The following is a 26702-nucleotide window of genomic DNA, read 5'->3' on the forward strand; positions in this document are numbered from 1 at the left end:
GTCCGCTACCGACCGAGGAACCGACGGCTGGTTCGGCGGATCGAGAAAGGAGGATATAGGGTGCCGGAGGTGAAACGTCCGACAGAGCCATATGTTCGGAAGAATCTTGCTGCCGACGGACGGGACCGACTCGATGGATGCGGTCGTCCAGACCGCGGCCGACATCGCCGATCTGCGCGGTGCCGACGTCCACGTCCTCTACGTCATCGACGACAGAGCGTTCCTCACCCTGCACGACGAGATGAAGACGGACGTGCTCGCGGAACTCGAAGGCGAAGGCGAGGCGGCGACCGACCGGGCGGCGACGCGACTCCGCGAGGCCGGAATCGAGGTCACGACGGCGATCCGCGAGGGCGACCCCGCGGACCAGATCCTCGCGTACGCCGAAACCATCGACGCGGACCTCATCACGATGGGCACCCGCAGCGGCGACTACACGAACAATCTGATGGGGAGCGTCTCCCAGAAGGTCGTCGCCCGCTCGACGACGCCGGTGCTGACGACGAACCTCACCACGGAGGAGTGAGCGCGGGCCGGCGGTCGGCGGAGTGGTGACGGTCTGCCGAGGAGGGCGTCAGGCCGCCCCTCGCCTCGTCACTCCTCGGCGTCGAAATCCAGCGCGGCCGAGTTGATGCAGTAGCGTTTGCCGGTCGGCTCAGGGCCGTCGTCGAAGACGTGCCCCAAGTGGCCGCCGCAGTTTCGACACAGCACTTCGATCCGGCGCATCCCGTGTCGCGTGTCGGTTTCCGTCTCGATCGCATCCTCGTTGGCGTCGAAGAAGGAGGGCCACCCCGACCCGGAATCGAACTTCGTCTCGCTGTCGAAGAGGGCGGCCCCACAGCCGGCACACCTGAACGTCCCGTCCTCGTGAACGTCGAGGTACTCGCCGCTGAACTTCGGTTCGGTGCCGCGCTCGCGCAGGATCTCGTACTCCTCGTCGGTGAGTCGCTCGCGCCACTCCGAGTCTGAGGCCGGCAGCTCGTCGGCCGTGTCGTTCGCCATACCTCCGATTGGGTCCGCAGCGTCAAGAACCTCTCCCCGGTGACGGTCGTCGGGCGCGTTCCGCCCCGACAGCTCGCGGCGGCGTTTCACCGGACGTCGCCCGCTCGCGGGCCTGTCGTTTCACTCCTCCCGCGTGAGAAACGACGGCAACCGAAGCCGTTCGAGGTCGTCGATGTCGACGCCGTCGAGCAACGACGGCTGTCCGACGGAGTCGGGGACGTCGCTGGCGCGGCGGTCGGTCTGTAGCGACTCCCGCGACGGCGCCGGCGACTCCGACTCCTCGACGAGCGTCGCCCAGGTCTCTTCTTCGCTCTCGTGGTGGGGGTGGACGTCCTGCACCTCCCGTTTTCCTTCCTCGAACGCCAGATCGAGGACGCTCCGCTCGTAGGCGTTCGACGCGAGCGCCCGGATTCGCGACCGCTCGTCGGGGAGCCGGTGTCCGAGTTCCGTGGCGATGCCGAGGACGTACATCCGGCGGATCGCCTCCTCGCCCGACAGCGACTCCCAGCCGGTCTCGAAGACGCGTTCGTACATCTCAGAAGTCCACGCGGTTCGTCGGATCGACGACGAGTCCTTCGTCGGTGAACCGCAGCGACCGGATGTCGCAGTCGATGTCGGTCCCGCGCATCTTTACGACCTGTATCCCGCGGGTCATCCCGGTGGCCTCCAGGTAGTTGTGGAAGAAGACGACGCCGTGCGCGAGGAAGTGCTCGTCGGAGTACGCGCTCGGGTCGGTCATCTCCGAGATGAGGAGCGTCGTCGCGTCACAGCCCTTCAGCGCGGTGAGGAACCGCGCCATCTCCTCGTCGCCGTCGGTGAAGAACAGTTCCAGGAGCATCGTCGAGTCGATCACCAGTCGATCGATCTCCCGGGAGTTCACGAACGCGACGATCTTGTCCGTCAAGCTCTGGACGCTCGAGGGATTGCTGCTCGGCGAGGACTGACTCAGCAGGCGCTTGCCCTTCTTGTTCGCGAGGTTGACGAAGCGGAACTGCTCTGAGCCCGCGAGCGTCTCGAAGCCGAACCCGTAGCCCGACATATCTTCGACGAGTTCCGCGCGGGACTCGTGCATCGTGACGTACAGGCAGTTCTCCCCGTTTCTGAGCCCCTCGGCGACGAACTGGGCGGTGAACGTCGTCTTCCCGCTTCCCGGCGGGCCGGAGAGCACGTACAGCCGACCGGGAAGGAACCCCCCCTGGATCAGGTGATCGAACCCGCTGACGCCGCTCGGTATCCGCATACCCGGATCTCAACGGTCGCCCCTAAAACGATTCCGGGCCGATTCTCACCGAGCGTAACGGACGGATTCGGGCCGAATACCGTTCAGACTTCGTGATATCGGCCGTCAGCGTCTCGAATCGACCTCCTGTCGGGGCCCTTCGTGCGTCCGGCAGGGAGTCGGCCCGAACTGTAAAGCCCGTTCGGGACCCGGTTCGACGTGTGACAGACCGAACCGACCCACCGAAACGCGTCGGAATCGTCGGCGCGGGCGCGGCGGGCGTCGGCGCGGCGTACGCGCTCCGCGACGCCGACGCGACCGTGACGATCGTCGAGAAGAGCGGCGGCGTCTGCGGCCGTGGGGCGACGCGTCGGAAGAACGGGTGTCGGTACGACCACGGCGCGAATTACCTGAAAGACGCGGACCGACGGACCGAATCACTGCTCCGGGAACTCGGCGACGACGGTCTCGTCGAAATCGAGGAACCGGTCTGGACGTTCGACGCCGACGGCGAGATCGGTCCGGGCGACGGCCGCGACTCCCGGAAGTGGACGTGGACCGAGGGCATCACGCAGTTGGCCAAGCGGCTCCTCGAGCGGACCGACGCGACGGTCCACCGGCGGACGCGGATCGTGGAGATCGAACGCGGGGGGGCCAACGGCGGCAATGGCAGGACCGAGGGGGTCGACGAGGGCCTCGACAGGAGCGACGGCGACAACGACGGGAGCGAGGGCGACGAGACGACCAACTCGAACGGGCGGAGAACGCGACAGGACACCTGGACGCTCGTCGACGCGGACGGGGAGCGCCACGGTTCGTTCGACGTGCTCCTCCTGACTCCGCCGGCCCCGCAGACGGCCGAGTTGCTGCGAGCGACGGACTGGAACGGGGACCGACTCGACCCGGTCGTCGAGGCCGTAGAGAGCGTCCCGTACCGGACCATTCGCACGGTCGTGCTTCATTACCCCTTCCGCGAGTCGTACCCCTGGTACGGCCTCGTGAACCCCGACAAGGAGCACGCGATCGGGTGGCTCTCCCGCGAGGAGTGCAAGGCCGGTCACGTCCCCGACGGCGAGAGCCTCCTGATCGTCCAGATGAGTCCCGCGTGGTCGAGCGAACGGTACGATGATCCGATCGCCGGGGTCGCCGACGACGTCGCCGACCGGGTTTCGGCCCTCCTCGGCGACGAACGCTACCGCGATCCCGATTGGGTCGACGACCAGGGCTGGCGCTACGCGCTCCCCGATGCGGGGGTCGATCGGGAGACGGTCGAACGCGTCGAGGACGCCGGGCTCTACGTCGCCGGCGACTGGGTCATCGGCGAGGGGCGAGTACCCAAGGCGCTCTGGAACGGCCACGAGATCGGCGAACGGATCGCCACGGACGCGCTGTAAGTCGCCCGTCCCGCGCAAGCAGACAGGCTTTACTTTCACGGGCGCCAATCTCGCCCTGTGTCGCTCACCGTTAGAATCGATCCACACGTCCACTCGGACGCCTCCTACGACGCGTCGGATCCCTCGGAGTTGCTCTTAGAACAGGCCGCAGAGATCGGGCTCGACGCCGTCGTGATCACGGACCACGACGTCATCCACGAGTCGATCCGAGCGGCGGAGTTGGCGCCGATGTACGGCCTGGTCGGTATCCCTGGGGTCGAGGTCTCGACCGCGGACGGCCACCTGCTCGCGCTCGGCATCGAGGAGATGCCGCCGCGGCGCGCTCCGATGGGCGAGACCGCGGCGTGGGTGCGCGACCGCGGCGGCGTCGCCATCGTCCCCCACCCCTTCCAGCGCAGCCGACACGGCGTCCGTAGGAACCGCCTGGAGACCGTCGATCCCGACGCGATCGAGGTGTACAACTCCTGGGCGTTCACCGGGTGGAAGAACCGCCGAGCGCGACGGTACGCAGACACGTTCGGCTACCCCGGCGTCGCCGGCAGCGACGCACACAAGGTGGGATACGTCGGCCGCGCGTACACGGAGATCGAGATCGACGACGTCACCCGCGCCGAGTTGACGGGCGATATCGTGTTGGACGCTATCAGGAACGGCGCGACCCGGGTCGAGGGGCGACGGACCCCGATCCCGATGTCGGCGCGCCACTACGCCGGCGCGGGAGCGAAGAAGAGCGGGTTCTACGCGAAGTACGGCGCATACCGGAGCGGCGCGCTGGCGAAGACCGGCGTGCTCGGAGCCGCGCGGATGCTCTATCGGCTCTCGCCGCTCTCTGGATAGTCGCGACGCCGAGAGTTCCGGCCCCGCAGGGGTGTTGCTGCGCGCCGAGAGCGCCGGCCGCGCATATGTGCCGCTGCAGGCCGACACTGATCGGGTTCTCGTCGTAACGAGTGTGTGAGTGACCGCTGCGGACGGGGCGCGTCGCTACACGTAGTCGATGCCGTCCCAGGTTGGGCCGCCGCCGTGCCACTGGTGGTTCGTCGGGCCACCGAGGGTCTCCTCCTTCCACTCGATCGGCTCCCAGTCGGGCTCGAAGTTGAGGTAGCCCGGACCGGCGAACAGCTCCAGGCGGAGGCCGCTCGCGGGATCCTTCACGTACATACAGTCCGCGCGCGTGATCGCGTGCATCGCCGGACCGTCGCTGCGGTTGTTGATCTCGATGCCGTGCTCGCTGCAGATGTCGCCCGCGGTCCAGAGGTCCTGGAGGCTGTCGAGGTGGTAGGCGACGTGGTGGAACTGGGTCGGGTCGTCTTCGGGTTCGCGGTGGATGGCGATGTCGTGCGGGAGCGGGGTGACGGCGTACCACCAGCCCCAGTACTCGCCGTTCTCGGCCTCGAAGCGCTCGTTCAACTGGAAGTTCATCGTCTCCCGCAGCCACTCGTCGTGGTCGAACGCGTTCTGACCGGGATCGTTCACGTGGATGTGGTCGATCCGCCGCGGCGCGATCCGGTTCCCGACGGACTCGCTGTAGACGCGGTTTCTGAGCCCCGACCGCTGGCCCTCGGGCGCGTCGGGTTTCTCGACGTCCCAGTAGAACTCGTAGTTGTGGCCGAACTTCTCGACGCGGATCGCCTCGCCGATGCCGTTCTCCTCGCCGGCCTCGACGTGGGTGATTTCCTCGCCCTCCGCCTCGAACTGCTGTTCGAGTTCGTCGAGCGCCTCCTCGTTGGCGGTTCGGAACGCGAAGTGGTCCACGCCGCTCTTCCCGCTCTCGGTGAGGCTGAGCGTGTGGTGTTCCCAGTCGCGCATCCCGCGGAGATAGGCGGTGTCGCCGTCGCGTTCGGTGACCTGCAGGCCCATCACCTCGTTGAAGAACCACAGCGATTCGTCGAGGTCTGGGGTGTGTGCTGCGACGTGTCCGAGCTTTGCAACGGGTGAGTGTCGTCGTTTCATGTGAGTTTGATCTGGATCGTTCCGCAACGGATGGTGGTAGTCGCTACTGGACGGGCGGTATTTTTCCCGGAAAACCGGTATAGAAAGCCCCCGTATATGCGGGCATTTTATATATCCGACCGGCCGCGCTGACGATTTGTTCCGAGGGAGGGTTCGCCTCCCGCCGAATGTTGCGGCGCCCGAACGATTCTTCCCCCCGCGACGCGTTCGCCCGGACGTGAGCGGGATCCGCGCGGAGATCACCGTCGACTCGCCGCCCGACTGCCCGGCCGCGACGGCCGCAGCGGCGGCCGACGGTACGGCGAAATCGATCACGAAATCGGTCCCCACAGATCCCGACGAGGCAGTGACCGAGGAGTTCGTGTTGACGGGCGACCGGCCGATCGACGCCACGGGTACGAAGGGTGGCGACGGGACGTCAGGGGATGCGGCCCCGAGCGTCGACGAGTTGCAGGAAGTGTTCTCGTACGGCTCCGAGCGCGTCTATCGGTTCGAGCGACCGCAGGGCCGGACCTGTTTCTGCGAGTGCATCGAGGGGTTCGGCTGTCCGGTGCGCGACGTGCACTCCCGCGGCGGCTCCCTGACGGTCAGTTTCCACGCCCCCGACGTCGACACGCTTCGGTCGGTCGTCGCACGGCTCGATCAACGGTGGTCCGGCGTCTCCGTGCGTCGGCTCGTCCGGTCCGACGCCGACCGCGACGGCTCGGATCTCGTTCTCGTCGACCGCGGCGAACTGACCGAACGGCAGCGGGAGGTCCTGGAGACGGCGCACGAGATGGGCTACTTCGAGCACCCGAAGCGGGCGAACGCCGGCGACGTCGCCGCGGAACTCGGCGTCGACGACTCGACGTTCGTCGAGCACCTCTCGGCCGCGCAGGGGAAGCTCCTCTCGTCGATCCTCCCGTAGTCGATCGGGTGTCGTCGCAGCGGCCAGCGGAACCACGGACGCGACGACAACCGCTAAGTGGCCCGCGGTCGCGCGGTGAGGTATGCTCGACGAGTTGCTCGGTCGCGCGGAGCTCAAAGCGCGGATCGAGGAACTGGAGGAGGAGAAGCGTCACCTCGAACGCCGGGCGGCGGCCGAAGAGGAGCGTCGGTCGGAGGCCGCTCGCGAGCGCCAGGAGGCCGAAGCGGAGGTCAACCGACTCGAAGACAAGATCGAGGGGCTCGAAGAGCGGGTCGAGCGGCTCTCCGAAACCGACGACGTCGACGTCGCGTTCCGCGGGACCGAGCAACTGCGCGGAGACCGCCGCGACGAGGTCCTCTCCCGGCTGTCGTCGTTCGAAACGGAGCCCGAGGGTGCGCTGACGGCGATGGTCCACGAGGAGGTCCCCGACGCCGTCGCCGAGGCGCTGGGCGAGCGGTCGGCGCTCGTCCGCCGGGCCGCCCCGTGTCTGGTCTGCGTCGACGACGCCGGTCTCGTCGCCGCCGCGTTAGACCCGCCGACGCCCCCCGCGCCGTTCGACGAGTGGGGCTCGGGGTTCCGGATCGACCGATCGTGGTTCGCGCCCGTGGACCCGACGTGGGTCGCCCTGGTGCGCTCGGACCTGTTCGCGCTCGGCGTCTACGACGGGGCGTCGGTGTCGCTCGTCGACGAGGTCGAATCCGACGTGATGGGGTCGCACTCGAAGGGCGGGTTCTCGCAGGCGCGCTTCGAGCGCCGGCGGGATCAGCAGGTCGACGAGCACCTCGACCGGGCGCGCGAGGCGATCGAGGCTCACGTCGGGACCGACGGCGCGGAATCAGGTGCGGACAGTGCGGAGAAAGCGGGAAAGGCGGGCGCAACAGCCGAGGAGGGCCTCGCCCGCGATCTGATCGTCCTCGGCGAGGGGACGGTTCTCGGTCGGTTCACGGATCTGGCCGACCGGACCGCGACTGTCGACGCCACCGGAGAGCCCGCGGCGGCGCTCGAAAGCGCGGTCCGGGAGTTCTGGACGGTTCGGCTGTCGCTCCTCTGATTCGTCGCCGCCCCGCAGGATCAGGACGGTTAAAACCGCTCTTGCCGTTCACTCACGTATGACTGCCTCATCATCCGAACCCGACGCGGAGCGGGTCGTCGTGCTCGCCCACGAGAAGTTCCCCGAGCGGGCGAAGACGGCCACTGGTGTGCTCAAATACGCGGATTACGACGTCGTCGCCGTCCTCGACCGCGACCGAGCCGGAACGGTCACGACCGACCACCGCGCGGACCTGCCCGAGGTTCCGATCGTCTCCTCGATGGCGGACGCGCCCGACGCCGACACGCTGCTGATCGGAATCTCCCCCATCGGCGGCGAGTTCGACGATTCCTGGCGACCCGACGTTCGGACCGCGATCGAGCGCGGGTGCGACGTCGTCGCGGGCCTCCACTACTTCCTCGCCGATGACGAGGAGTTCACGGCGCTCGCCGAGGAACACGGCGTGGCGCTCCGCGACGTGCGAAAGCCCAAGGAAGACTTGACGGTCGCCGGCGGCCGGAGCGCCGACGTCGACGCCGAGGTGGTGCTGACGGTCGGGACCGACTGCTCGGTCGGGAAGATGACCGTCGCGCTCGAACTCGTCGAGGCCGCCCGCGAGCGCGGCGTCGACGCGGGATTCATCCCGACCGGGCAGACCGGGATTATGATCGCCGGCTGGGGCAACCCGATCGACCGCGTCGTCTCGGATTTCACCGCCGGCGCGGTCGAGGAGATGATCCTCGAGGTCGGCGACGACTACGACGTGCTGTTCGTCGAGGGCCAGGGCAGCATCGTCCACCCGGCGTACTCCGCGGTCACCTGCGGCATCCTCCACGGCGCGATGCCGGACTCGATGGTCCTCTGTCACACGGCGGGCCGCGAAGCGATCCACGGCTACGAGTCGTTCTCGCTCCCTGAGATCGACGAGTACGTCGACCTCTACGAGGGGCTGGCTGCGCCTGTTCACGAGGGGGACATCGTCGCGGGCGCGCTGAACACGTCCGGCATCGACGACGACGAAGCGGCGCGCGAGGCGGTCGAGGCGTACGCCGACGAACTGGGACGCCCGGCGACCGACGTCGTCCGGTTCGACGCCGACGCGGTCCTGGATTCGGTCCTCGGGGGCGAGTGACGGATGCTCTCGACCGAGTTCGAGCGGCTCTCGCTCCCGCTCGCGGACGCGTTCACCATCTCCCGCGGGACCCAGGAGGTCGCCGAGAACGTCGTCGTCCGGATCACCGACGGCGGCGGGATGACTGGCGTCGGGGCCGCCGCCCCGGTGGGCCACTACGGCGAGACGCCGGAGACGGTCGAAGCCGTGCTGCCGGACCTGCTTGCCGTCGTCGAGTCAGTCGGCGACGCGCACGCGACCGAACGGATCGAGCGCGAACTGCGCGGCGTCGTCGAAGGCAATCCGGCGGCGCGTGCCGCGGTCGAGATCGCGCTGCACGACCTCGCCGCGAAGCGACTCGGCGTTCCGCTGTACCGCCAGTGGGGGCTCGACCCCGAGCGGGTGCCGAAAACCTCGTTCACGATCGGCCTCGACGCGACCGAGCGGATGCGCGAGAAGACGCGTAAGGCGATCGAGGACGGCTACGACGTCCTGAAAGTGAAACTCGGAACCGATCGCGACGAGGAAATCGTCGCCGCCGTCCGTGAGGCGGCCCCCGACGCCAGCATCCGCGTCGACGCCAACGAGGCGTGGACGCCGCGGGAGGCGGTCCGGATGACCGAACGACTCGACGCGTACGACGTCGAGTTCGTCGAACAGCCCGTTCCCGCGAGCGACCCGGATGGGCTCAAATTCGTCTACGAGCGGTCGGCGCTCCCCATCGCGGCCGACGAGTCCTGCGTGACGCTTCCGGACGTGCCCGCGATCGCCGACCGAACGGATATCGTGAACCTGAAGCTGATGAAAACCGGCGGCCTCACGGAGGCGAAGCGGATGGTCCACGCCGCGCGGGCGCACGGACTGGAGGTGATGCTCGGCTGTATGATCGAGACGAACGCGGCCATCGCGGCCGCGTGTCACCTCGCGCCGCTCGTCGACTACGCGGACCTCGACGGCGCGCTGTTGCTCGACGACGACGAGTACGAGGGCGTGCCGATCGACGGCAGCGAGATCCGACTCGCCGGGGTCGACCGCGCGGGAACCGGCGCGCGGCGGACGTAGCACTCGGGTCGACGAGGCGGTGTCGCCCTCGACGCCCGAACCGATCTGCACTGCTCCAGCGAGCGTTTATATACGAAGGCGCGGCCAGGCTCCCCGTGATCTGACGTCTGCCTCGCGTCGGGCCGCGGTTGCTCGGCACGTCGGCGCGGGGAGCGACGGCGACGAGGCCGTCGGTAGTGCGAAAGCCGACTGCGTCGCTGGCGAGGACATCGTCGCGAGCGGGTGCCGACTGTTCGCCAAGACCGACTAGCCACGCGTCGGCGACGCGCCCATCACCCGGTTCGACGACTATCTCCGCCTCCGGCGAGCGATTGCTATTCGAAAAACAACCGGGGTGGGACTGGAAGGGGCCGCGCGCTGGACGAAGACGCGCGACGCAAGGACCGCAGCGAACGTAGTGAGCGAGGACCACAGCGAGCGCATCGAGTCCAGCGCGCGGGGGCTTCCGAAGTGTTCGCCGCTACTGTTACAGACGTGTTGCCATCTATTCGATCTACTTCGTATAGACGCACAGGCTTAACAGCGAGCGCCGAGTAGCGACGCGTAGATGACTCAGGTCACGCTCATCGGCGACCGTCTCGCGTCTCCTGGGACGGAGTTCGTCTACGAGGGCGAGTCGGCGGCGTGCGAGGGCTGTCCCTACCGACAGCAGTGCCTGAACCTCACCGAGGGCGTCCGCTACGAGGTGACAGACGTCCGCGAGAACGGACAGCTACTCGACTGCGCCGTCCACGACACCGGCGTCCGCGCCGTCGAGGTCGAACCCGCGTCGATCACCGCAAACGTCGCCTCGAAGGGGGCCTACGCCGGTAGCAAGGTAGAGCTTCCGGGACCGTGCCCGCACACGGAGTGTCCGAGCCACGAGTACTGCGTCCCGGAGGGCGCGAGCTTCGACGCCGAGTACCGGATCGAGGAGGTCGTCGGCGACCCGCCCCACGAGTTCTGTTACCTGGATCGGGACCTGACGCTCGTCGAACTCGAACCGCCCGAGCAGTAACTCGCCGCTCCGTCCCGTGACGCGAGCGTCCCGTCCGTGCCGGACGCCACCGCGCGAGCCTCCTGTCCGTCTCGGCGTCCGCTACGCGAGCGTCCCGAGCCGATCGGCCGCGTAGCCGAACACGTCCTCGTAGCCGTGCGCCGAGAGCAACACCGGGTAGAACTCGTCGTCGGCGCTGTAGGCGTCTCCGTCCGCGGCGGCGACTGTGTCGCCCGGGGCCACCCGCTGGAAGTTGTCGACGAAGATCCGGTACTCCTCGGCGGGATTCTTGGGGATCTGATCCAAGAGTCGGAAGACCGTCACCTCGTCTTCGTCGCGGCGGTGGAGCGACAGCGGCGGTTCGACGTCGCCCTCGACCGGCGCGGGGAGAACGCCCGTCGCAGACAGGAACGCCCGCAGGATCCAGTAGGCGTTCGTCGCGGCCTCCTCGCTGCCTTGCAGTCCGCACTCGACTTCGATCGTGTGCGCGTGGTCGATGAGCCGGCCGGTCGAGAACGGTCCCGTCTCGACGAGGTACTCCATCGGGAGGTGCGGACAGATCGCTCTCGACACCGCGTCGACCTCGTCGACGAGGGCGAAGGGTTCGGCGTACGACTGCGTCGAGTGCAGCGAGAGCACCGTCTTCCCGCGGAGTTCGCGGACGAGGTCGTGTGCCAGTCGGCCCTCGTGCGACTCGGCCTTCGGGTCGCCCGGGAACGCCCGATTGAGGTCCTCGTCGAGGTAGCGAAGGCCGGCGTCGAGCGCCTCCTCGTTCGCGACGACGAGCTTGACCGGGCGCTCGACCGACGGCTCGCCCGCGACGAAGCGCTCGATCGCGCGCTGTCCGCAGGGTTCGTCTCCGTGAACCGATCCGACGACGGCGACCTCGGGTGTCCCCTCCCCGAGTTCGTAGATTCGCATTGCTATTCGTCAGGCGGCGGAGGGTCAAATCTCTTTATTTGTGGGGACGAAGGTCCGGATGTGAACGACCACACCCGCGACGACACCGTCGGGCCGCCGACCTCAGGGGAGCCGACCGGCTGGGACCCGACGCGTGCGACGTCGAACGGGTGGGAACACGGAACGCTTCGCCGCGCCACCGTTCACGGCGTTCGGCTGTACAACGCCCGGGAGTTCCACGCCTCCCACGACTGCTTCGAGGACGAGTGGTACAACTACGGCTCCGGGACGACCGAGAGCGCCTTCCTCCACGGGATGGTCCAGGTCGCCGCCGGCGCGTACAAGCACTTCGACTTCGGTGATGACGGCGGGATGCGGTCGCTGTTCCGGACGGCGCTGCAGTACCTCCGCGGCGTGCCGGACGATTACTACGGCGTCGACGTCGCCGACGTCCGCGCCACGCTCGACGCGGCGCTGGCGGATCCGACAGTCTTGGAAGAGTGGCAGATCGAACTCGACGGGTCGGAGCCAGAAGCGGACCACCTGGATCGCGAGTACGCCGAGCGGCTGGACTGACGCGCGGGGCGGTCTTATTCCTCGCCGGCCGCCCGCGCGAGTTCCGCGTAGGCCGCCCACGAGGGGTCGACGTCCGGGTGTGAGATTGCCTCGCCGTCGACCACGACGCCCGATCCCGACTCGACTGTTCCCGCGACGCCGACGGGCGTGCCCTCGGATTCGAGCGCGGCGACGACGTCGCCGGTGTGATCGGGATCGACGGAAAGCACGAGCGTGCCGCCGGTCGTCGTCGTCCAGGGGTCGATCCCGAGCGCCTCGCAGGTCTCGCGGACACCGGGCCGAATGGGAATCCCGTCCGTCGAGAGGTCGAATCTGACCGCCGACCCGTCGGCCATTTCGACGAACGCCCCGAAGAGCCCGCACTCGGTCGCGTCGTGCATCGCGTGGACGCCGCCCGCCGCGGCAGCGGTCATCGCGTCGCGGACGCAGGTCGCCTCGTCGAGCCGTTCCTGTGCCGTTTCGAGCGTCGATTCGTCGAGTTCGATCACCGCTGGAAACAGCGTGGTGAGGAGTCCGGTCGCCTCGACCGCTGGGCCCTTCGTCACGAGGACGTCGTCGCCGACACGGGCGCCGTCTGGGCGGATTACGTCCCCGAAGTCGCCGACGCCGAGCGCGGTCGCGCCGCCGACCCACGGGAACGAACAGTCCGCGTAGCGGGCGGTGTGGCCGGTGACGATCGAGACGCCCAGGTCGGCCGCTTCCGCGTGCATCGAGCCCCAGAGCGTCGCGAACGACGCTTCGGAGAGAGACGGCGGCAGCGTGAACGAGACGGCCAGATGCGACGGGGCGAGTCCCGAAACCGCGACGTCCGCGAGGACGAAGTCCAGCGCGAACCGGCCGGCGCGCTTGAACCCGAGCCCCGGCAACACGGATACGGGATCCGTCGCGATCGCGATCGCCGTCCCATCGACGTCGAGGAGGCCGAAATCGACCCCGTGTGTCGGACCGAGCCGCACGTCGTCGCGGTCGGCACCGAGTCTGGGGAAGATGTGTTCGTCGAAGAACGACCGGTCGACCTTTCCGAAATCCGCCATACAGGATCCTCTCGGCGGTCCGATTTGAACGTGACGCTGTCCCCGAGCGAGACGGGCGAGCAGTCAGTCGTCGGGATCGACGACGAGCTGGTCGGCGAGCGCTTCCTCGGTCACCGTTCGTTCCCAGTCGCGGCCGGCCGTGCCGCCGACCTCGGCGTGGATCTTCTCTGCGAGCAGATTCACCGCGACGCTGTTGGCGCCCTCGGGGACGACGAGGTCGGCGTGTTTCTTCGTAGGTTCGACGAACTGTTCGTGCATCGGCTTGACCGTCGAGAGGTACTGCTCGATGACGCCCTCGAGATCGCGACCGCGTTCGATGACGTCCCGCTGAATGCGCCGGATGATGCGGACGTCGGCGTCGGTCTCGACGTAGAGCCGCAGGTCCAGCATCTCGTTGATCTCCTCGTCGTAGAGCGCGAAGATCCCCTCGAGGATGACGACATCAGTCGGTTCGACGCGGGTCGTCTCGTCGGTCCGGTTGTGGATCTCGAAGTCGTACGTCGGCATCTCGATCGGCTGGCCCTCCAGAAGCGTCGAGAGCTGCGTCCTGAGGAGTTCCCACTCGAACGCGGAGGGGTGATCGTAGTTCACGTCCTCGCGCTCGTCGAGCTCGAGATGGCTCTGATCTTCGTAGTAGTTGTCTATCGGAATCCGCGTGACGGAGTCGCCGACGTTCTGCGTGATGAGGCGCGCGATCGTCGTCTTCCCCGCACCGGTGCCGCCCGCGATCCCGATGACGAACGAGGGGATGCTCATTTCCTGAGAGAGTCGTCGCCGAGCGCTTGAGCGTGACGATTCGTCGAACGGGCGGCCGAACTCACGGTCCGGTCACGCCCGCCTGCCTATCGCGCTGGCGACGCTCGCGTCCGCACCCGCGACCACAACGTAACAGAACGCCGAGAAGATGTGGACGTACAGGCGGCCCCTCACGGCAGAACAACGAAGCTTCTCACGCGAGTAAGCCTTCACGCAACGTCTATTATTGATTATCGGATATCCACGTTCGAGCAGTGTCGTAACGGATACATTTATATTGGGGAGCCACATTCCCGTGATTATGGCACGTGATATCGTACGTCGTAGATTTTTGAAACGGGTCGGTGCAGCGGGAGCGATCGGTGCGACCGGACTCGCCGGGTGTATCGGGAGCCCCGACGACGGCGGCGACGGTGGCGGTGACAGCGGCGACGGTGGTGGCGACGGCGGCGGAGACGGAGACAGCGGCGGCGACGGCGGTGGCGACAGTGGCGGCGACGGCGGCGGCTCCGGAGGCGGCCCGGGCGGCCTGGTCGTCATCGGCTACCCCGAAAGCGGCATCCAACTGTTCCGCGACTACTACAGCCAGTCGGACGGGAGCGAAGAGATTCTCGTCCCCGACGGTCTCAGAGACGGATCGATGCCGGGGCAGGTCGGCAACGATATGGAGAACGTGACCGGGACAGCGCCGGCGGCGGGCGGCCCGAACCAGGAGGCGTTCAACTCCCTCTTCCAGGACGAGTACGGCTCCTCGCCGGGCGTGTTCACCTCCCAGTCGTACGACTCTGTCGCGCTACAACTGCTCGCGAACGCGGCCGCGGGTGAGAACTCCGGGACCGCGATCCGCGATCAGATGCGCCGGATCGCCAACCCCGGCGGGATGGAGGTCACGCCGGATAACCTCGTCGAGGGCATCGAGGCGGCCGCGAACGGCGACGACGTGAACTATCAGGGCGCCTCGTCGTCGACGAACTTCAACGAGGCCGGCGACCCGGCATCGGCCGCGTACGCCATCTGGGAGTTCAACGCAGACGAGGGCGCCGCAGAGAACATCGAAGTGCAGAACTTCGAGGGGGAGAACCCCGACGGAGCGGGTCCCGCGGCCGACAGCGGCCCCGGCGGGAGCGACCGCGAGATGTCCGTGGGGATCCTGCTGCCGGAGACGGGCGACCTCGCTTCCGTCGGCGCGCCGATGATCCAGGCCGCACAGCTCCCGGCCCAGCAGGTCAACGAGGCCAACCCGGCCGGACTCTCGGTCAACGCGCAGGTCGAAGACACCCAGACCTCGCCGAGCGCGGGGACCGCCGCGGCCGAATCGCTCGTGAGCGCGGGCGTCCCAAGCGTCTGTGGGTCCGCCTCCTCGGGCGTGAACGTGCCCGTCTCACAGGAAGTGTTCATCCCGAACGAGGTCGTCGGCTGCTCGCCGTCGTCCACGGCGCTGTCGGTGACGAACCTCGAGGACAACGACTACATCTTCCGGACCGCGCCCTCGGACATACTCCAGGGACGCGTGATGGCGCAGGTGATGTCCGAACGGCTCGGCGTCGACACCGTCTCGACGCTGTACGTCAACAACGACTACGGCCAGCAGCTCTCCGAGCGCTTCAGCAGCGTGTTCGAAGACACGTTCGACGGAGAGGTGTACCGACAGGTCGCGTTCAACATCGGCGAGTCCTCGTACTCCTCGGTGATCAGCAACGCGCTGTCGGCCCCGGACAGCTAAGCCACGCTCGACGGCCGTCTCAGTACCCTGTTTTTTGCGAGCGAAGACGACCGTAGCGACGCATATTCGCACTCGGGACGCGGAGGGTGAAGTCGCGCAGAAAGAGGAAATCGGGTCGGGGTCGACGTCGAACGCCCCCGAACCCTCCGTCCGGCCGTGTAGTCCTCCGAGAACCGTCCGGACGCGCGGCCGGAACTACCCGCCCAGGAAGTCCCGCCGGACCTGCTCGTCGTTCAGGAGGACGTCGCCGTCGTCCATATACCGGTTCTGTCCGTTCGCGAGGACGTAGCCGCGGTCGCACCGCCGCAACGCCTCCTTGGCGTTCTGTTCGACCATCAGGACGGCCGTCCCGTCGTCGTTGATCGCGTCGATCCGGTCGAACATATCGTCGACGAGGTCCGGAGCGAGTCCAGCGGAGGGCTCATCGAGCAGGAGCAGCGACGGGTCGAGCATCAGCGCACGACCCATCGCGAGCATCTGCTGTTGGCCGCCGGACATCGTCCCGGCCTTCTGCGTCTCTCGCTCTTCGAGGATCGGAAACCGCTCGAACACGGCGTCGAGGGCGTCCTGCGGGACCGAATCGAGGATGTACGCGCCCATCTCCAGGTTCTCACGGACCGTCAGCGAGGAAAAGATGTTGTCGTTCTGCGGAACGTAGCCGACGCCCTCGTGGATGATCTCCTCGGGACGGAGCCCCGTGATGTCCTCGCCGTCGAAGATCACGGTGCCGCCCATATGGTTCGTGAGGCCGAAGACTGACTTCATCACCGTGGACTTGCCCGCGCCGTTGGGCCCCACGATGGTGACGTACTCGCCGTCGGCGACGTCCAGATCGACGTCCGTCAGGATCTGGAGGTCGCCGTAGCCGGCGTCGAGGTCGCGGACTTCGAGAAGTGCCTGATCCTCCCGGTCCGGGATTGTCTCCTGAGACACGGCCGCAGCCGACTCGGAGGGCGTCGAATCCGGTTCGGTGTCGGCGCTCATACGTTCCCTCCGAGGTAGGCCTCGATGACTTCCTCGTTCGCCTGTATCTCGTCCGGTGAGCCCTCCGTCAGGACCCGGCCCTGGTGGAGGACGATGACGCGTTCGCAGTTTTCCATAATCAGGTCCATATCGTGTTCGACGAGCAGGAAGGTGTACCCCTCCTCGCGGAGTTCGTGGATGTGCTGCAGAAGCCGCTTCTCCAACGAGGGATTGACGCCCGCGAACGGCTCGTCCAACAGCAGCATATCGGGATCGGTCAGCAGCGCCCGGGCCATCTCCAGCAGTTTCCGCTGTCCGCCCGAGAGGTTCCCGGCGTACTCCTCGGCGATGTGATCGATGTCGAAGAACTCCAGCACGTTCCAGACCCGTTCGAGGAGTTCCGTCTCCTGTTCGACGACTGTGTCGCGGAAGCCGGGCGTGACCGACCGCCAGAGCGCTTCCCCGCGCTGGCCCTTCGGAGCCAGCATCAGGTTCTCCAGGACGGTCATCTCCTGCAGTTCGCGTGCGATCTGGAACGTCCGGACGAGCCCCTTGTTCGCGATGGCGTGTGGCCGCTGTCCGGTGATGTCCTCGCCGTCGAAGGTCACAGTCCCGGAGTCGGGTTGCAACATCCCGGTGATGAGGTTGAACGTCGTCGACTTCCCCGCGCCGTTGGGGCCGATGAGGCCGGTGAGGCTTCCCTGTTTGACCCGGAACGAGGCGTCGTCGACGGCGGTGATCCCGCCGAATGACTTGCGTAACGCCTCGACCTGAAGCGGATACTCTTCACTGACGTTCGGACCGCCGGAGCCGAGGTCCAGGCTGGTCGATCCGGTCGTCGGCGCGCCGGCAGCGTCCGCGTTGGGACCGTCGTCACCTGCAGCGCCGCCGTCGACGTTCGTGACGTCGGAATCACTCATCGCCACCACCTCCGGCGTCGCCGCCGTCGGTCCGGGCGCTCCCGCTCGCCCGCGACGCGGTGAGTGGAATCCCCGCGGCCGTCTCCTTGCGGTGGCCGAGCATCCCCTCCGGGCGGTTGTGCATCAGCCAGATCAGGACGAGCCCCATAAAGACGAGCTGGAGCTGACGGATGCTGTCGATAGTGTAGAAGAACAGCGGCGCGGGGTCGAAATTCGAGATGAGCGGCGCGATCGCCGGCCCGAACCCAGCGGGCGCGTCGGCGTTCGGGATCACGGTGTCGATGAGGTTCTTCAGGTACCGCGGTCCCTGGTAGAGCAGCGCGGCGAAGACCGCGCCGCCGAGGACGCTCCCTGTGTTCGAGCCCGCACCGCCGATGATGAGCGCGATCCACACGAAGAAGGTGATCCGCGGCCGGAAGAAGTTCGGCGTGACCGCTCCGCTCGTCATCAGCCAGAGGATGCCTGCCAGCCCCATCAGCGCACAGCCGAGCATGAACGCCTTGATCTTGAACCGGTTCGTGTTCTTCCCCAGCGAATTGGCGACGTCCTCGTCCTCTCGGATCGCTTTCAGCACGCGTCCGAACGGCGATTCGCCGGTGCGCTTGAGCAGCCAGAAGTAGACGGCGACGAACCCGAGGAGCACCGCGCCGTAGACGAGGCCGTCGACGACCGGCTTCGGGTTGTTGGGGATGATCACCTCGAAGGTCGCGACGAAGCCGAGATACACGTCCCACAGCCCGAAGAACTGGAAGAACGCCTCCAGCGGGTTGGTGAAGTCGAGGATGAGCCCCGAGCCCCCGCCGAAGCCGACTCGCTCGCCGAACAGCTGGAACTGCTGCAGTTCGCCCGAGAGGAACGAGAAGCGCACGATCTCGGACATCGCGATCGTGACGATCGCGAGATAGTCGGCCCGCAACCGCAGCGCCGGCAACGCGATCAGCGCCCCCAGGAGCGCGGCGGCGATCATCCCGGCGACGATCCCGACGAGCAGCGGCAGGCCGAGACCCCCGACCTGCGCCGCCCCGCCGGATTCGTACAGCGGCTTCGAGACCAGGGCCATCACGTAGATTCCGACGGCCATGAACCCGACGATACCGATGTTGAACAGCCCGGTGTACCCCCAGTGGAGGTTGAGCGCGAGTGCGAGCATCGCGAAGACCCCGATGTAGAAGGTCAGCACGCCGATCGTGTTCAGTTGGCCGCGGACGGAGTAGCCGAGACCGACGCCGATCAGCACGTAGGCGGCGTAAATGGCGAGGAGCGCGGCCACGATCAGCCCCGCGTCGCCGCCCGGAATCCGTTCGGCGACGTCGTCGCGAACGCTCATGCTGTCGACCTCCCGGAGAACAGTCCCTCGGGCTTCACCAGGAGGAGGACGATCATCACGAAGAACGCGGCCGCGCGGGCGAACGCCGAGGGGATCCAGATGATCGAGACCGACGCCGTGAGCCCGATCGCGAGACCGCCGACGATCGCGCCGTAGATCGAGCCGATCCCGCCGAGGATGACCGCCGCGAAGATCAAGAGCAACAGCAGCCACCCGTCGTTGAACCCGAGCGTGCCCTTCCAGAGGATGAACATATAGCCCGCCATCCCGGTGAGGCCGCCGCCGATCACCCACACCGCGCGGATGACCCGTTCGGTCGGGATCCCCGTGATCTGGGCGAGGTCCTCGTTGTCGGCCATCGCCCGCATCGCCTTCCCGAGTTTGGTCATCTGCAGGAGAAGGTGTACGCCGAGCATCAGGCTGCCGGCGACGACGACGAGCGCGATGTCGTGGGCGTTGACCCGGACCGCGCCGTCGACGAGATACAGCGCGATCGCCGGCGGTTGCGACGTCGTGCCGCGGACGTCAGACCCGAAGACGAACTGCATCAGATACCGGAGCGCGAACGCGACGCCGACGCTCGTGATGAGCAGCGTGATCCCGTCGGCGTCACGGATCGGGCGGAACGTCGTGCGGTCGACGAACAACGCCAGCGCGACCGTAGCCACCCCGGCGACGAGAATGCCGGCGACGACCGCGAGCGGCGTCGTCGTGACCCCGATCCCGAGCGTGCCCCCGAACACCGATCCGCCCGCACCGACGAGCAACAGCGCGCCCACGTCGGCGCGGCCGAACCCCGCGACGAGGTACGTCGTCGCCCACCCGGAGAACGCGCCCGCAGTGATGTAGTCCCCGTGCGCGAAGTTCGCGAAGTTCAGAATGCTGTACGTCATGGAAAGCCCGATGCCCGCGAGACCGACCACCAGCCCGCGCATCAGCCCGTCCCACACGAGCGAGCCGATCCCGCTGAACGAGTGCTCTCCGGTTGCGAGACCGGCAACGAGGTCGAACAGCAGAACGACTCCGACGAGGGCCAGCAGAACGGAGCCTGGCCGCGTGATCGCGAACTGACGTCCGCGTGTGTATGTCTCGGCGATACCCATTGATAACTATCCTCACGATGTGTGCGGTCGGGAAACGATGATAAGTCTTTCTTCCCGCGACCGCGAGGGCGGGAAATACCGGTAATCGATCGTTCGAGACTCGACACCGCGCCGTCAGTATCAAGCCGCTCCCCGGTCTCGGGGCGGACGTGCCCACACGGACCCGATCACTGCTCGCTCTGGGGACGCTCGTCGCGGCGGTCGGAACGGCCGGGAGCCTCTACTTCAGCCTGGGGTTGGGGCTCGTCCCCTGCGAACTCTGCTGGTACCAGCGGATCCTGCTGTACCCCCTGACCGTCGTTCTCGGGGTTGCGACGCTCGACGACCGCCCGCGGGTGGCGCGCACCGTCCTGCCACTTTCGGGACTCGGCGTCGTCGTCGCGGCGTACCACGTGCTGTTGCAACTCCGCCCGACGCTGGAAGCGACCTGCTCGGTCGGCGGCGGCTGTTCGTCGATCCTCTACCCGATGGCGGGCGGGCTCCTCACGATACCGCGGCTGTCGCTGACGGCGTTCGTCCTCGTGACGGCGCTCACGCTCGGAGCGTGGGCCGCGCGGCAAGGAGACAGATCGTAACGCAGACCCGTTCGAGCGCGACAGTCGCGGTCACACCGGATCGTCCCCGGACGACTCGGGATCGATCATCGGACGCGGGTAGTCGACGCCCAGTTCGACCCCGTAGTCCGCTTGTTTTTCCGTCGAAAGGGTCCAGGGCGCGTGCGCCCGGTCGGCCGGGAGGCCGTCGAGTTCCGGGAGCCAGGTGGTGACGTACGCCGCGTCCGGATCGTACTGCCGGGCCTGCGCGAGCACGTCGAAGGCCCGCCGTCTGGAGTCGTTGCCGACGCCGGCGACGTACGCCCAGTTCCCGTAGTTCGAGGCCGGATCGTAATCGACGAGGCGTGTCTCGAAGTAGGCCGCGCCGCGTCGCCAGTCGATCCGGAGGTCGTTGGCCAGAAACGAGGCGACGTTCTGCCGCCCGCGGTTCGAGAGGTAGCCGGTCGCGTTCAGTTCGCGCATATTCGCGTCGACGAACGGGACGCCGGTCTCGCCGGCGGCCCACCGCCCGAACTCGTCCGCGTCCCACTTCCACTCGACGTCGTCCCGGCGTCTGAGCCCGCCCGGGGCGAAGAACTGCGCGCCGTGTTTCAGGACCTGAAACTGGAAGAAGTCGCGCCACCGGAGTTCGAACCGGAGCCAGTACGTCGAGTCGTTCTCGACGCGCTCGCGCTCGTAGGCGGTCACCTCCTCGTGAACGCGGCGCGGCGAGAGACAGCCCTCGTTGAGCCACGGCGAGAACTTCGAGGAGTAGTTCGCGCCGAGCAGGCCGTTCCGCGTCTCGCGGTACTCGCGGAGGTGGTCGCCGTCCCAGAGATACGCCGAGATCCGGTCGAGCGCGGCGTCCTCGCCGCCCGGAAACGGATGGACGGCACGTTCGTCCGGGTCGGGCGACGCGCCGTCGGCCCCGGCCGCGAGCGAGTCCCCCGTCGCCGCGAGGTCCTCGACCGACGGGAGGTCCCCGGGGCGGACAGTCGCCGCCTCGACGGTCGGATCGTCGGTTCCCGGAACCGGCGGCAGCGACGGGACGGGATGCGTCGCCCGGATCGTCGAATCCGCCTCGACGGCCTTCCGGAAGCGGGTGTACGTGTCGTCGATTTCGGTCGGCGGCGTGGGCAGGTCGTCGGGGTGGTGCAGCGTCCGGCCCCAGAACCGACGCGGCTCGGTTCCGCGCTCCCGCAGGGCGGCCGCGGTCGCTCGATCGACCGCCCGCTCCTCGGGCGCGGGCATCCCGTGGAACGTCACCGCGTCGGCCCCGACCGCCGCGGCGAGTTCCGGAACCACCGCTTCCGGCCGGCCGAACCGTATCAGGAGGTCCGACCCCGACTCGCGCAGTCGGCCGCGGAGGGCTTCGAGCGACTCGCGTCGGAACCGCGCGCGGTGACCGCCCGTCTTCGGATAGCGGAAGGAGTCGGAACCGCCGTACGGCCGCGTGTCGCGGGATCGGGGATCGACGCAGTACACCGGGAGCAAGCGATCCGCCTCGGCGGCAGCGACGAGCGCTTCGTTGTCGTGGACCCGGAGATCGCGGCGGAACCACGCGATTGCGGTGTCGACCATCACTGGGATGGCGGACGCCACGTACCTGAGCGTGTCGGCCATTCGGAATTCGCCGCCTCGCCAGACGTAGGTGGCGGGCTACCTTCCGGTAGGTCTACTCAGTCGCCTCGCAGCCGGTGCAGGAGCGAACTCTCCTGTTCGAGGAGCTGGTACAGGGCGGAAACGATCAGCACCAGCGAGAGCGCGGCCCCGATCACGCCCGGGGAGAGCGACCGCAGGACGGGCACGCCGAGCGACGCCGCGAGCGACGAGAGCCCCCCGAGGACGCCGAGTCCGAGGTAGTACTCCGCCCAGGAGATACCGTACTGGGGAACGACCTCCATATACACGGCGACGTCGTCCGCGTTCTCCGCGAGCGTGACTGTCTTCGCGTCGGGGTCGTACTCGATGATTTCGAGTTCGTCGAGTTTCGGCAGGTGCGTCTGGTGCAGGGAGACGTAGACGCTCTGGCGGACGTTCCGAGGCGGCGGCGTTTCGCCGGATTCGATCGCACCGATCCGCTCTGCGAGGTCCGCAACCGTCTCGGTTCCCCCGTCCGCGCGCAACCGCTCGAGAACGAGTCGCCGGCGGTCGTTCCGAAGCACGTCGTGTATCTCCGAGGCCGCCAGGCTCTCATCGTCGGGCCCCGGTGCGACCTCGGGCTCAGTCATTCTACGTTATCCTCGTGGTGGCCCCTACATGAATGTATCCGAATCGAGATGTCAGGACGGCATAGCAACCGGGACATCTCACGCTCGAAACGCCCGAACAGATGGTTCACAGGGTTCACAAACGGGGTGAGTCGGCTCGTCGCACACAACGCGGCATACGCCACCGCGGCGCGGGCGCGGGCCTACTCGGTCGGCCGCGGCCGCGCGACGAAGAGCGTCTGGACGATGCTGAACGGGTCGTAGATGGACTGGTGACACTGACAGTAGACGTCGTCCTCGGCACCGAACTTTGCCGAGCCCTCGGCTTTGAACTGCGGGACGCAGCAGAAGTGCGTACACTTGTTGAGCCACGCGATGTACCCCTCCTCGGTCGAGGCTTCCAGCCAGGGGTCGTCTTGCGCCATCTCCCGGACCCGATCGGACTTGATGACCTGGATCGGGATGATGTCCTCGGCGTCCTCCGAGCGCCAGCGGCCGGTCGCGGGCTTGCCGAGGCCGGCGGTCCCGACCCCGTTGGACCACTCCTTGTAATCGGAGAAGTCGTCGACGTGGAGGCGGTCGCCCTCGGAGTACGCCTCGCTCTGCCACTCGTAGCCCGGCGAACTCCCCGAGCGGAAGAAGTTGTCCGAGTCGTAGTCGGGGTTGATCCCGGCGTAGGACTCGACGCCGCAGAACTGGAACCAGTCCGTGCTGTACGTCACGCCCGAGCCCTTGAAGTCCTCCGTCTCGGCGATGGTGACCTGAACCCCGCCCTGATCTTCTGTCTTTACTTCCGGCCAGACGCCCTTGAGATACCCCTCGTCGTCGATTTCGACGGGAATCTGTGGCATCCCGCGCGGTGCGGGACCGTCGGTGTTTTCGATGGCGTACGCCTGGGTGGACCCACCGCCGGCCCCGGACGATTGCGTCGCGGAGTTGATTGCGGCCGCACCTGTCGCGCCGACGCCCGCGAGTGCCGCGCCACCCACGACACCCTTGACGAACCGGCGGCGACCCGATTCCGCCGGGTACTTGTCGCGCTCGCTCATACCTGATCCTTCGTCCCGCCGGTAAAAAGGATGACGAAACCCGTGGTCGAGTGCGTTCGCCGACCGACCGACGCGACCGGCTTACAGACGACAGAAGCCGTCGAGCGCGCCCATCGAACCGAGATTCCGGTGATGGGTCTGTCGGTTGCAAATATCTCGATAACACCGAGGTTTTTACTCGGATGACAGTATATCGCTCGGTATGGACTTGCACAGCAGGGACGTCAAGCAGGACGTCCGCGAACTCGGTGCCCTCCTCGGCGACGTGTTGGCCGAACAGACTTCCCGGGACGCCTTCGAGACCGTCGAAGACATCCGAACCGCCGCCATCGACTACAGGAAAGGCGACCGCGACTCGCGCACGGAACTGGACGGCCGACTCGACGGGCTCTCGCCCGGCGACGAGAGCGTCGTCGCACGCGCCTTCACCACCTACTTCGAGCTCATCAATCTCGCCGAAGAGCGCGAGCGCGCCCGCGTCGTCCGCGAATCCTCCCAGAGGGGCGAACTCGAAGACGGCCTCGTCGCCACCGTCGAGACCTTGCTGGAGGCCGACGCAGACGCCGAGACCGTCCAGCAGGTCCTCGATGACGTTCTCATCGAGCCCACGTTCACCGCCCACCCGACGGAAGCGCGGCGGAAGACGGTGAAGGCGAAGCTCCGCTCCATCGCGAGCCGACTCGAAGAACTCGACGAGCGGCGGCTCACCGACCGCGAGCACGATCAGCTCTGGCGGAAGGTCGACGCCGAGGTCACGAGCCTCTGGCAGACCTCCCAGGTCCGCGAGCGACGCCCCGAACCCCAGGACGAGGCCCGCAACGTCCAGTGGTACCTCGAATCCATCCTCTTCGACGTCGTCGGCGAAGTGTACGCCGAACTGGAGGGCCTCCTCGCCGAGGAGTACCCCGAGGTCGACGTCCCGAAGCTCTTCGAGTTCCGCTCGTGGGCCGGCTCCGACCGCGACGGCAACCCCTTCGTCACGCCCGAGGTGACGACCGACACCCTGGAACGACAGCGCGGGGTCGTCCTCGAAAAGTACAGCCAGGCGCTCAAGCGACTCTCGGGCGTCCTGAGTCAGGACGGTCGCCGCGTCGAGGTCGGCGCGGGTCTCGAACGGTCGCTGAAGGCCGATCGGGCGCGGCTCCCAGGCGTCGCCGACGAGGCCGAAGAGCGCTATCCCGGAGAACCCTACCGCCAGAAGCTGAAGCTGATGCGCGAGCGACTCCGCCGGATCGAGGACGTCCGCCCCGACGGGTACGCCGACGAGAGCGAACTCCTCGAAGACCTGGGCGTCATCGACGAGAGCCTCCGCTCGATCGGCGCCGACGTCGTCGCCGACGAGTACGTCGAACCGCTGATGCGGCAGGTCGACACGTTCGGCTTCACGCTCGCGAGCCTGGACCTGCGCGACCACCAGGAGAACCACACTGAAGCGGTCGACGAGGCGCTCGCCAACGAGGGCATCGACTACGCCGCTCTCGACGAGGACGAGCGAATCGAGGTCCTGACCGAGTCGATCCTGCAGGAAGAGCGGGTCGTCGACCTCGACAACCCCGGCGAGATTTCCGAGACCGCCGAGCGCGTGCTCGAACGGTTCGGGATGCTCGGCGAGTGGCAGCGGGAGTTCGGCGTGGGCGCCATCGACACCTATTGCATCTCGATGACCGAGGAGCCCAGCCACGTACTCGAAGTACTCTTTCTGGCCGATCAGGCGGGCGTCGTCTCGCTGCCCGATCACTGCGGCCTCGACGTGGTTCCCCTGCTCGAGACGGAGTCGGCGCTCAACGGCGCGCGGCGCATTATGGGCACGCTCTTCGAGAACGAGGCGTACGCGCAGGCGCTCGACGCCCGCGAGAACGTCCAGGAGATTATGCTCGGCTATTCCGACTCCAACAAGGAGAACGGCTTCCTGGCCGCCAACTGGGACCTCTACAAGAACCAGCGACGCCTCGCGACCATCTGCGACGACTTCGGCGTGAAGATGCGGCTGTTCCACGGTCGCGGCGGGTCGATCTCCCGGGGTGGCGGCCCGATGAACGAGGCGATGCTCGCGCTGCCGAACGAGACAGTGACCGGGCAGATCAAGTTCACCGAGCAGGGCGAAGCGATCGCCGAGAAGTACGCGAACCCTCAGATCGCCGAGCGCAACGTCGAGCAGATGCTCAACGCACAGGTCCGATCGCGGTTCCGGGCGATCCGCGAGCCCGAGGAAGACGTCCGCGAGGAGTGGATCGACGCGATGGACGAGATGGCGACGACGGCCAGAGCGCAGTACCGCGACCTGCTGGAGTCCGACGGGTTCGTGACGTACTTCGGACAGGCGACGCCGATCGGAGTCATCGAGAACCTGAACCTCGGGTCCCGACCGGCGTCGCGGTCGGGCGAACGTACCGTCGAGGACCTGCGAGCGATCCCGTGGGTGTTCTCCTGGACGCAGTCGCGCTGCATCATCACCGGGTGGTACGCCCTGGGCACCGGGATCGAGGCCTACCTCGACGACGGCGGCGACCTCGAAACTCTCCAGGAGATGTACGAGACGTGGCCGTTCTTCAGAACGACGCTCGACAACGCGTCGCTGGCGCTCGCGCGGACCGATCTCGAAATCGCCTCCTACTACGCCGATCTCGCCGACGAGGACCTCCGCGAGGAGTTCTTCCCGCACCTCTCGGCTGAGTACGAGCGCGCCCGGGAGGTCGTCCTCGACGTGACCGACCGCGACTCGCTGCTGAAACGCGACTGGCTCGACGAGAGCCTCCGCCGCCGCAACCCCTACGTCGACCCGCTGAACCTGCTGCAGACGCACCTGCTCGATCTGGAGCACCGGACCGACGACGAGGAACAGACGCTGCGGCTGACGGTGAAGGGGATCGCCGCCGGGATGAAGAACACCGGATAGCCGCGTCGCTGCGGCCGAAATTTGGCGAACAGTCGACACGCGCGGGTTGCTGCCCGCCGAA

The 26702-nt window shown here is 67.4% G+C and carries 26 protein-coding genes; 12 read left to right on the top strand and 14 right to left on the bottom strand.

Annotated elements, in window-relative coordinates; genetic code table 11:
• The first annotated feature begins 91 nt into the window (after positions 1-91).
• Positions 92-526, top strand: a complete 435-nt coding sequence (locus NO360_RS02485) for a universal stress protein (RefSeq protein ID WP_256305796.1) — start codon at positions 92-94, stop codon at positions 524-526.
• A gap of 68 nt (positions 527-594) precedes the next feature.
• Here the strand turns inward: NO360_RS02485 and msrB are convergent, their stop codons facing one another.
• The 3 genes from msrB to NO360_RS02500 form a co-directional block, all read right to left on the bottom strand.
• On the bottom strand, positions 595-1002 hold the full coding sequence (gene msrB, locus NO360_RS02490) for a peptide-methionine (R)-S-oxide reductase MsrB (protein ID WP_256305797.1): 408 nt from the start codon (positions 1000-1002) through the stop codon (positions 595-597).
• A gap of 120 nt (positions 1003-1122) precedes the next feature.
• Positions 1123-1536: a DUF8057 family protein gene (locus tag NO360_RS02495; protein ID WP_256305798.1), complete on the bottom strand. Its 414-nt coding sequence runs from the start codon at positions 1534-1536 to the stop codon at positions 1123-1125.
• A gap of 1 nt (position 1537) precedes the next feature.
• A complete protein-coding gene (locus NO360_RS02500; RefSeq protein ID WP_256305799.1) occupies positions 1538-2242 on the bottom strand; it encodes an RAD55 family ATPase in 705 nt (234 codons plus the stop codon).
• Between the two features lie 200 nt (positions 2243-2442).
• Between NO360_RS02500 and NO360_RS02505 the strand changes: the two genes are divergently transcribed.
• Entirely contained in the window at positions 2443-3615 is a 1173-nt protein-coding gene (locus NO360_RS02505; RefSeq protein WP_256305800.1) for an NAD(P)/FAD-dependent oxidoreductase, read from the top strand.
• 57 nt (positions 3616-3672) lie between these two features.
• The gene (locus tag NO360_RS02510; protein WP_256305801.1) at positions 3673-4452 is read left to right on the top strand and encodes a CehA/McbA family metallohydrolase; all 780 of its coding nucleotides are present in this window, start codon (positions 3673-3675) and stop codon (positions 4450-4452) included.
• A gap of 144 nt (positions 4453-4596) precedes the next feature.
• Here NO360_RS02510 and NO360_RS02515 read toward each other — a convergent pair whose 3' ends face one another.
• The gene (locus NO360_RS02515; RefSeq protein ID WP_256305803.1) at positions 4597-5565 is read right to left on the bottom strand and encodes a VOC family protein; all 969 of its coding nucleotides are present in this window, start codon (positions 5563-5565) and stop codon (positions 4597-4599) included.
• 217 nt (positions 5566-5782) lie between these two features.
• Here NO360_RS02515 and NO360_RS02520 point away from each other — a divergent pair, with 217 nt between their 5' ends.
• The 5 genes from NO360_RS02520 to NO360_RS02540 all read left to right on the top strand — a co-directional run bounded on the left by NO360_RS02520 (position 5783) and on the right by NO360_RS02540 (position 10672).
• Positions 5783-6472, top strand: coding sequence for a helix-turn-helix domain-containing protein (locus tag NO360_RS02520; RefSeq protein ID WP_256305804.1), 690 nt, complete (start codon positions 5783-5785; stop codon positions 6470-6472).
• 82 nt (positions 6473-6554) lie between these two features.
• Positions 6555-7523, top strand: a complete 969-nt coding sequence (locus tag NO360_RS02525) for a Vms1/Ankzf1 family peptidyl-tRNA hydrolase (protein ID WP_256305805.1) — start codon at positions 6555-6557, stop codon at positions 7521-7523.
• Positions 7524-7581: 58 nt separating this feature from the next.
• On the top strand, positions 7582-8634 hold the full coding sequence (locus NO360_RS02530) for an N-acetyltransferase DgcN family protein (RefSeq protein ID WP_256305806.1): 1053 nt from the start codon (positions 7582-7584) through the stop codon (positions 8632-8634).
• 3 nt (positions 8635-8637) lie between these two features.
• Positions 8638-9675: a dipeptide epimerase gene (locus NO360_RS02535; protein WP_256305807.1), complete on the top strand. Its 1038-nt coding sequence runs from the start codon at positions 8638-8640 to the stop codon at positions 9673-9675.
• 547 nt (positions 9676-10222) lie between these two features.
• Positions 10223-10672 carry a UPF0179 family protein gene (locus tag NO360_RS02540; RefSeq protein WP_256305808.1) on the top strand — a complete coding sequence of 150 codons (450 nt, stop codon included), beginning with the start codon at positions 10223-10225 and terminating at the stop codon, positions 10670-10672.
• Between the two features lie 81 nt (positions 10673-10753).
• Here NO360_RS02540 and NO360_RS02545 read toward each other — a convergent pair whose 3' ends face one another.
• On the bottom strand, positions 10754-11572 hold the full coding sequence (locus NO360_RS02545; RefSeq protein WP_256305809.1) for a M14 family metallopeptidase: 819 nt from the start codon (positions 11570-11572) through the stop codon (positions 10754-10756).
• Positions 11573-11632: 60 nt separating this feature from the next.
• On the opposite strand from NO360_RS02545, the gene NO360_RS02550 reads away from it, so the two are divergent.
• Positions 11633-12127, top strand: a complete 495-nt coding sequence (locus NO360_RS02550; RefSeq protein WP_256305810.1) for a DUF309 domain-containing protein — start codon at positions 11633-11635, stop codon at positions 12125-12127.
• A gap of 14 nt (positions 12128-12141) precedes the next feature.
• Here NO360_RS02550 and NO360_RS02555 read toward each other — a convergent pair whose 3' ends face one another.
• Entirely contained in the window at positions 12142-13161 is a 1020-nt protein-coding gene (locus NO360_RS02555; RefSeq protein WP_256305811.1) for an AIR synthase family protein, read from the bottom strand.
• A gap of 63 nt (positions 13162-13224) precedes the next feature.
• Positions 13225-13917 carry a uridine kinase gene (gene udk / locus NO360_RS02560; protein WP_256305812.1) on the bottom strand — a complete coding sequence of 231 codons (693 nt, stop codon included), beginning with the start codon at positions 13915-13917 and terminating at the stop codon, positions 13225-13227.
• A 301-nt stretch (positions 13918-14218) separates the two neighbouring features.
• Here udk and NO360_RS02565 point away from each other — a divergent pair, with 301 nt between their 5' ends.
• Positions 14219-15640 carry an ABC transporter substrate-binding protein gene (locus tag NO360_RS02565; protein ID WP_256305814.1) on the top strand — a complete coding sequence of 474 codons (1422 nt, stop codon included), beginning with the start codon at positions 14219-14221 and terminating at the stop codon, positions 15638-15640.
• Between the two features lie 195 nt (positions 15641-15835).
• On the opposite strand, the gene NO360_RS02570 is transcribed toward NO360_RS02565, so the two are convergent.
• Genes NO360_RS02570 through NO360_RS02585 form a run of 4 tightly spaced genes read right to left on the bottom strand, consistent with a single transcriptional unit; the run spans position 15836 to position 19953 of the window.
• Positions 15836-16624, bottom strand: coding sequence for an ABC transporter ATP-binding protein (locus NO360_RS02570; RefSeq protein ID WP_256305815.1), 789 nt, complete (start codon positions 16622-16624; stop codon positions 15836-15838).
• Complete coding sequence (locus NO360_RS02575) at positions 16621-17523, bottom strand: ABC transporter ATP-binding protein (RefSeq protein ID WP_256305817.1); 903 nt, start codon at positions 17521-17523, stop codon at positions 16621-16623. Before NO360_RS02575 ends, NO360_RS02570 begins: the two co-directional genes overlap by 4 nt.
• Positions 17516-18850: a branched-chain amino acid ABC transporter permease gene (locus tag NO360_RS02580; protein WP_256305818.1), complete on the bottom strand. Its 1335-nt coding sequence runs from the start codon at positions 18848-18850 to the stop codon at positions 17516-17518. Before NO360_RS02580 ends, NO360_RS02575 begins: the two co-directional genes overlap by 8 nt.
• Positions 18847-19953, bottom strand: a complete 1107-nt coding sequence (locus NO360_RS02585; protein ID WP_256305820.1) for a branched-chain amino acid ABC transporter permease — start codon at positions 19951-19953, stop codon at positions 18847-18849. The genes NO360_RS02580 and NO360_RS02585 overlap by 4 nt, the downstream gene beginning before the upstream one ends.
• 149 nt (positions 19954-20102) lie before the next feature.
• Here NO360_RS02585 and NO360_RS02590 point away from each other — a divergent pair, with 149 nt between their 5' ends.
• Positions 20103-20528, top strand: a complete 426-nt coding sequence (locus tag NO360_RS02590) for a disulfide bond formation protein B (protein WP_256305821.1) — start codon at positions 20103-20105, stop codon at positions 20526-20528.
• A gap of 30 nt (positions 20529-20558) precedes the next feature.
• Here the strand turns inward: NO360_RS02590 and NO360_RS02595 are convergent, their stop codons facing one another.
• The 3 genes from NO360_RS02595 to NO360_RS02605 all read right to left on the bottom strand — a co-directional run bounded on the left by NO360_RS02595 (position 20559) and on the right by NO360_RS02605 (position 23745).
• Positions 20559-22070: a DASH family cryptochrome gene (locus NO360_RS02595; RefSeq protein ID WP_256307071.1), complete on the bottom strand. Its 1512-nt coding sequence runs from the start codon at positions 22068-22070 to the stop codon at positions 20559-20561.
• 95 nt (positions 22071-22165) lie between these two features.
• Positions 22166-22717, bottom strand: a complete 552-nt coding sequence (locus NO360_RS02600; protein ID WP_256305823.1) for a DUF7344 domain-containing protein — start codon at positions 22715-22717, stop codon at positions 22166-22168.
• 182 nt (positions 22718-22899) lie between these two features.
• On the bottom strand, positions 22900-23745 hold the full coding sequence (locus NO360_RS02605) for a ubiquinol-cytochrome c reductase iron-sulfur subunit (RefSeq protein WP_256305824.1): 846 nt from the start codon (positions 23743-23745) through the stop codon (positions 22900-22902).
• A gap of 202 nt (positions 23746-23947) precedes the next feature.
• Between NO360_RS02605 and ppc the strand changes: the two genes are divergently transcribed.
• Positions 23948-26641: a phosphoenolpyruvate carboxylase gene (gene ppc / locus NO360_RS02610; RefSeq protein ID WP_256305825.1), complete on the top strand. Its 2694-nt coding sequence runs from the start codon at positions 23948-23950 to the stop codon at positions 26639-26641.
• Positions 26642-26702: the final 61 nt, after the last annotated feature.

It is taken from the genome of Halobellus litoreus (assembly GCF_024464595.1).
GTDB lineage: Archaea > Halobacteriota > Halobacteria > Halobacteriales > Haloferacaceae > Haloquadratum > Haloquadratum litoreum.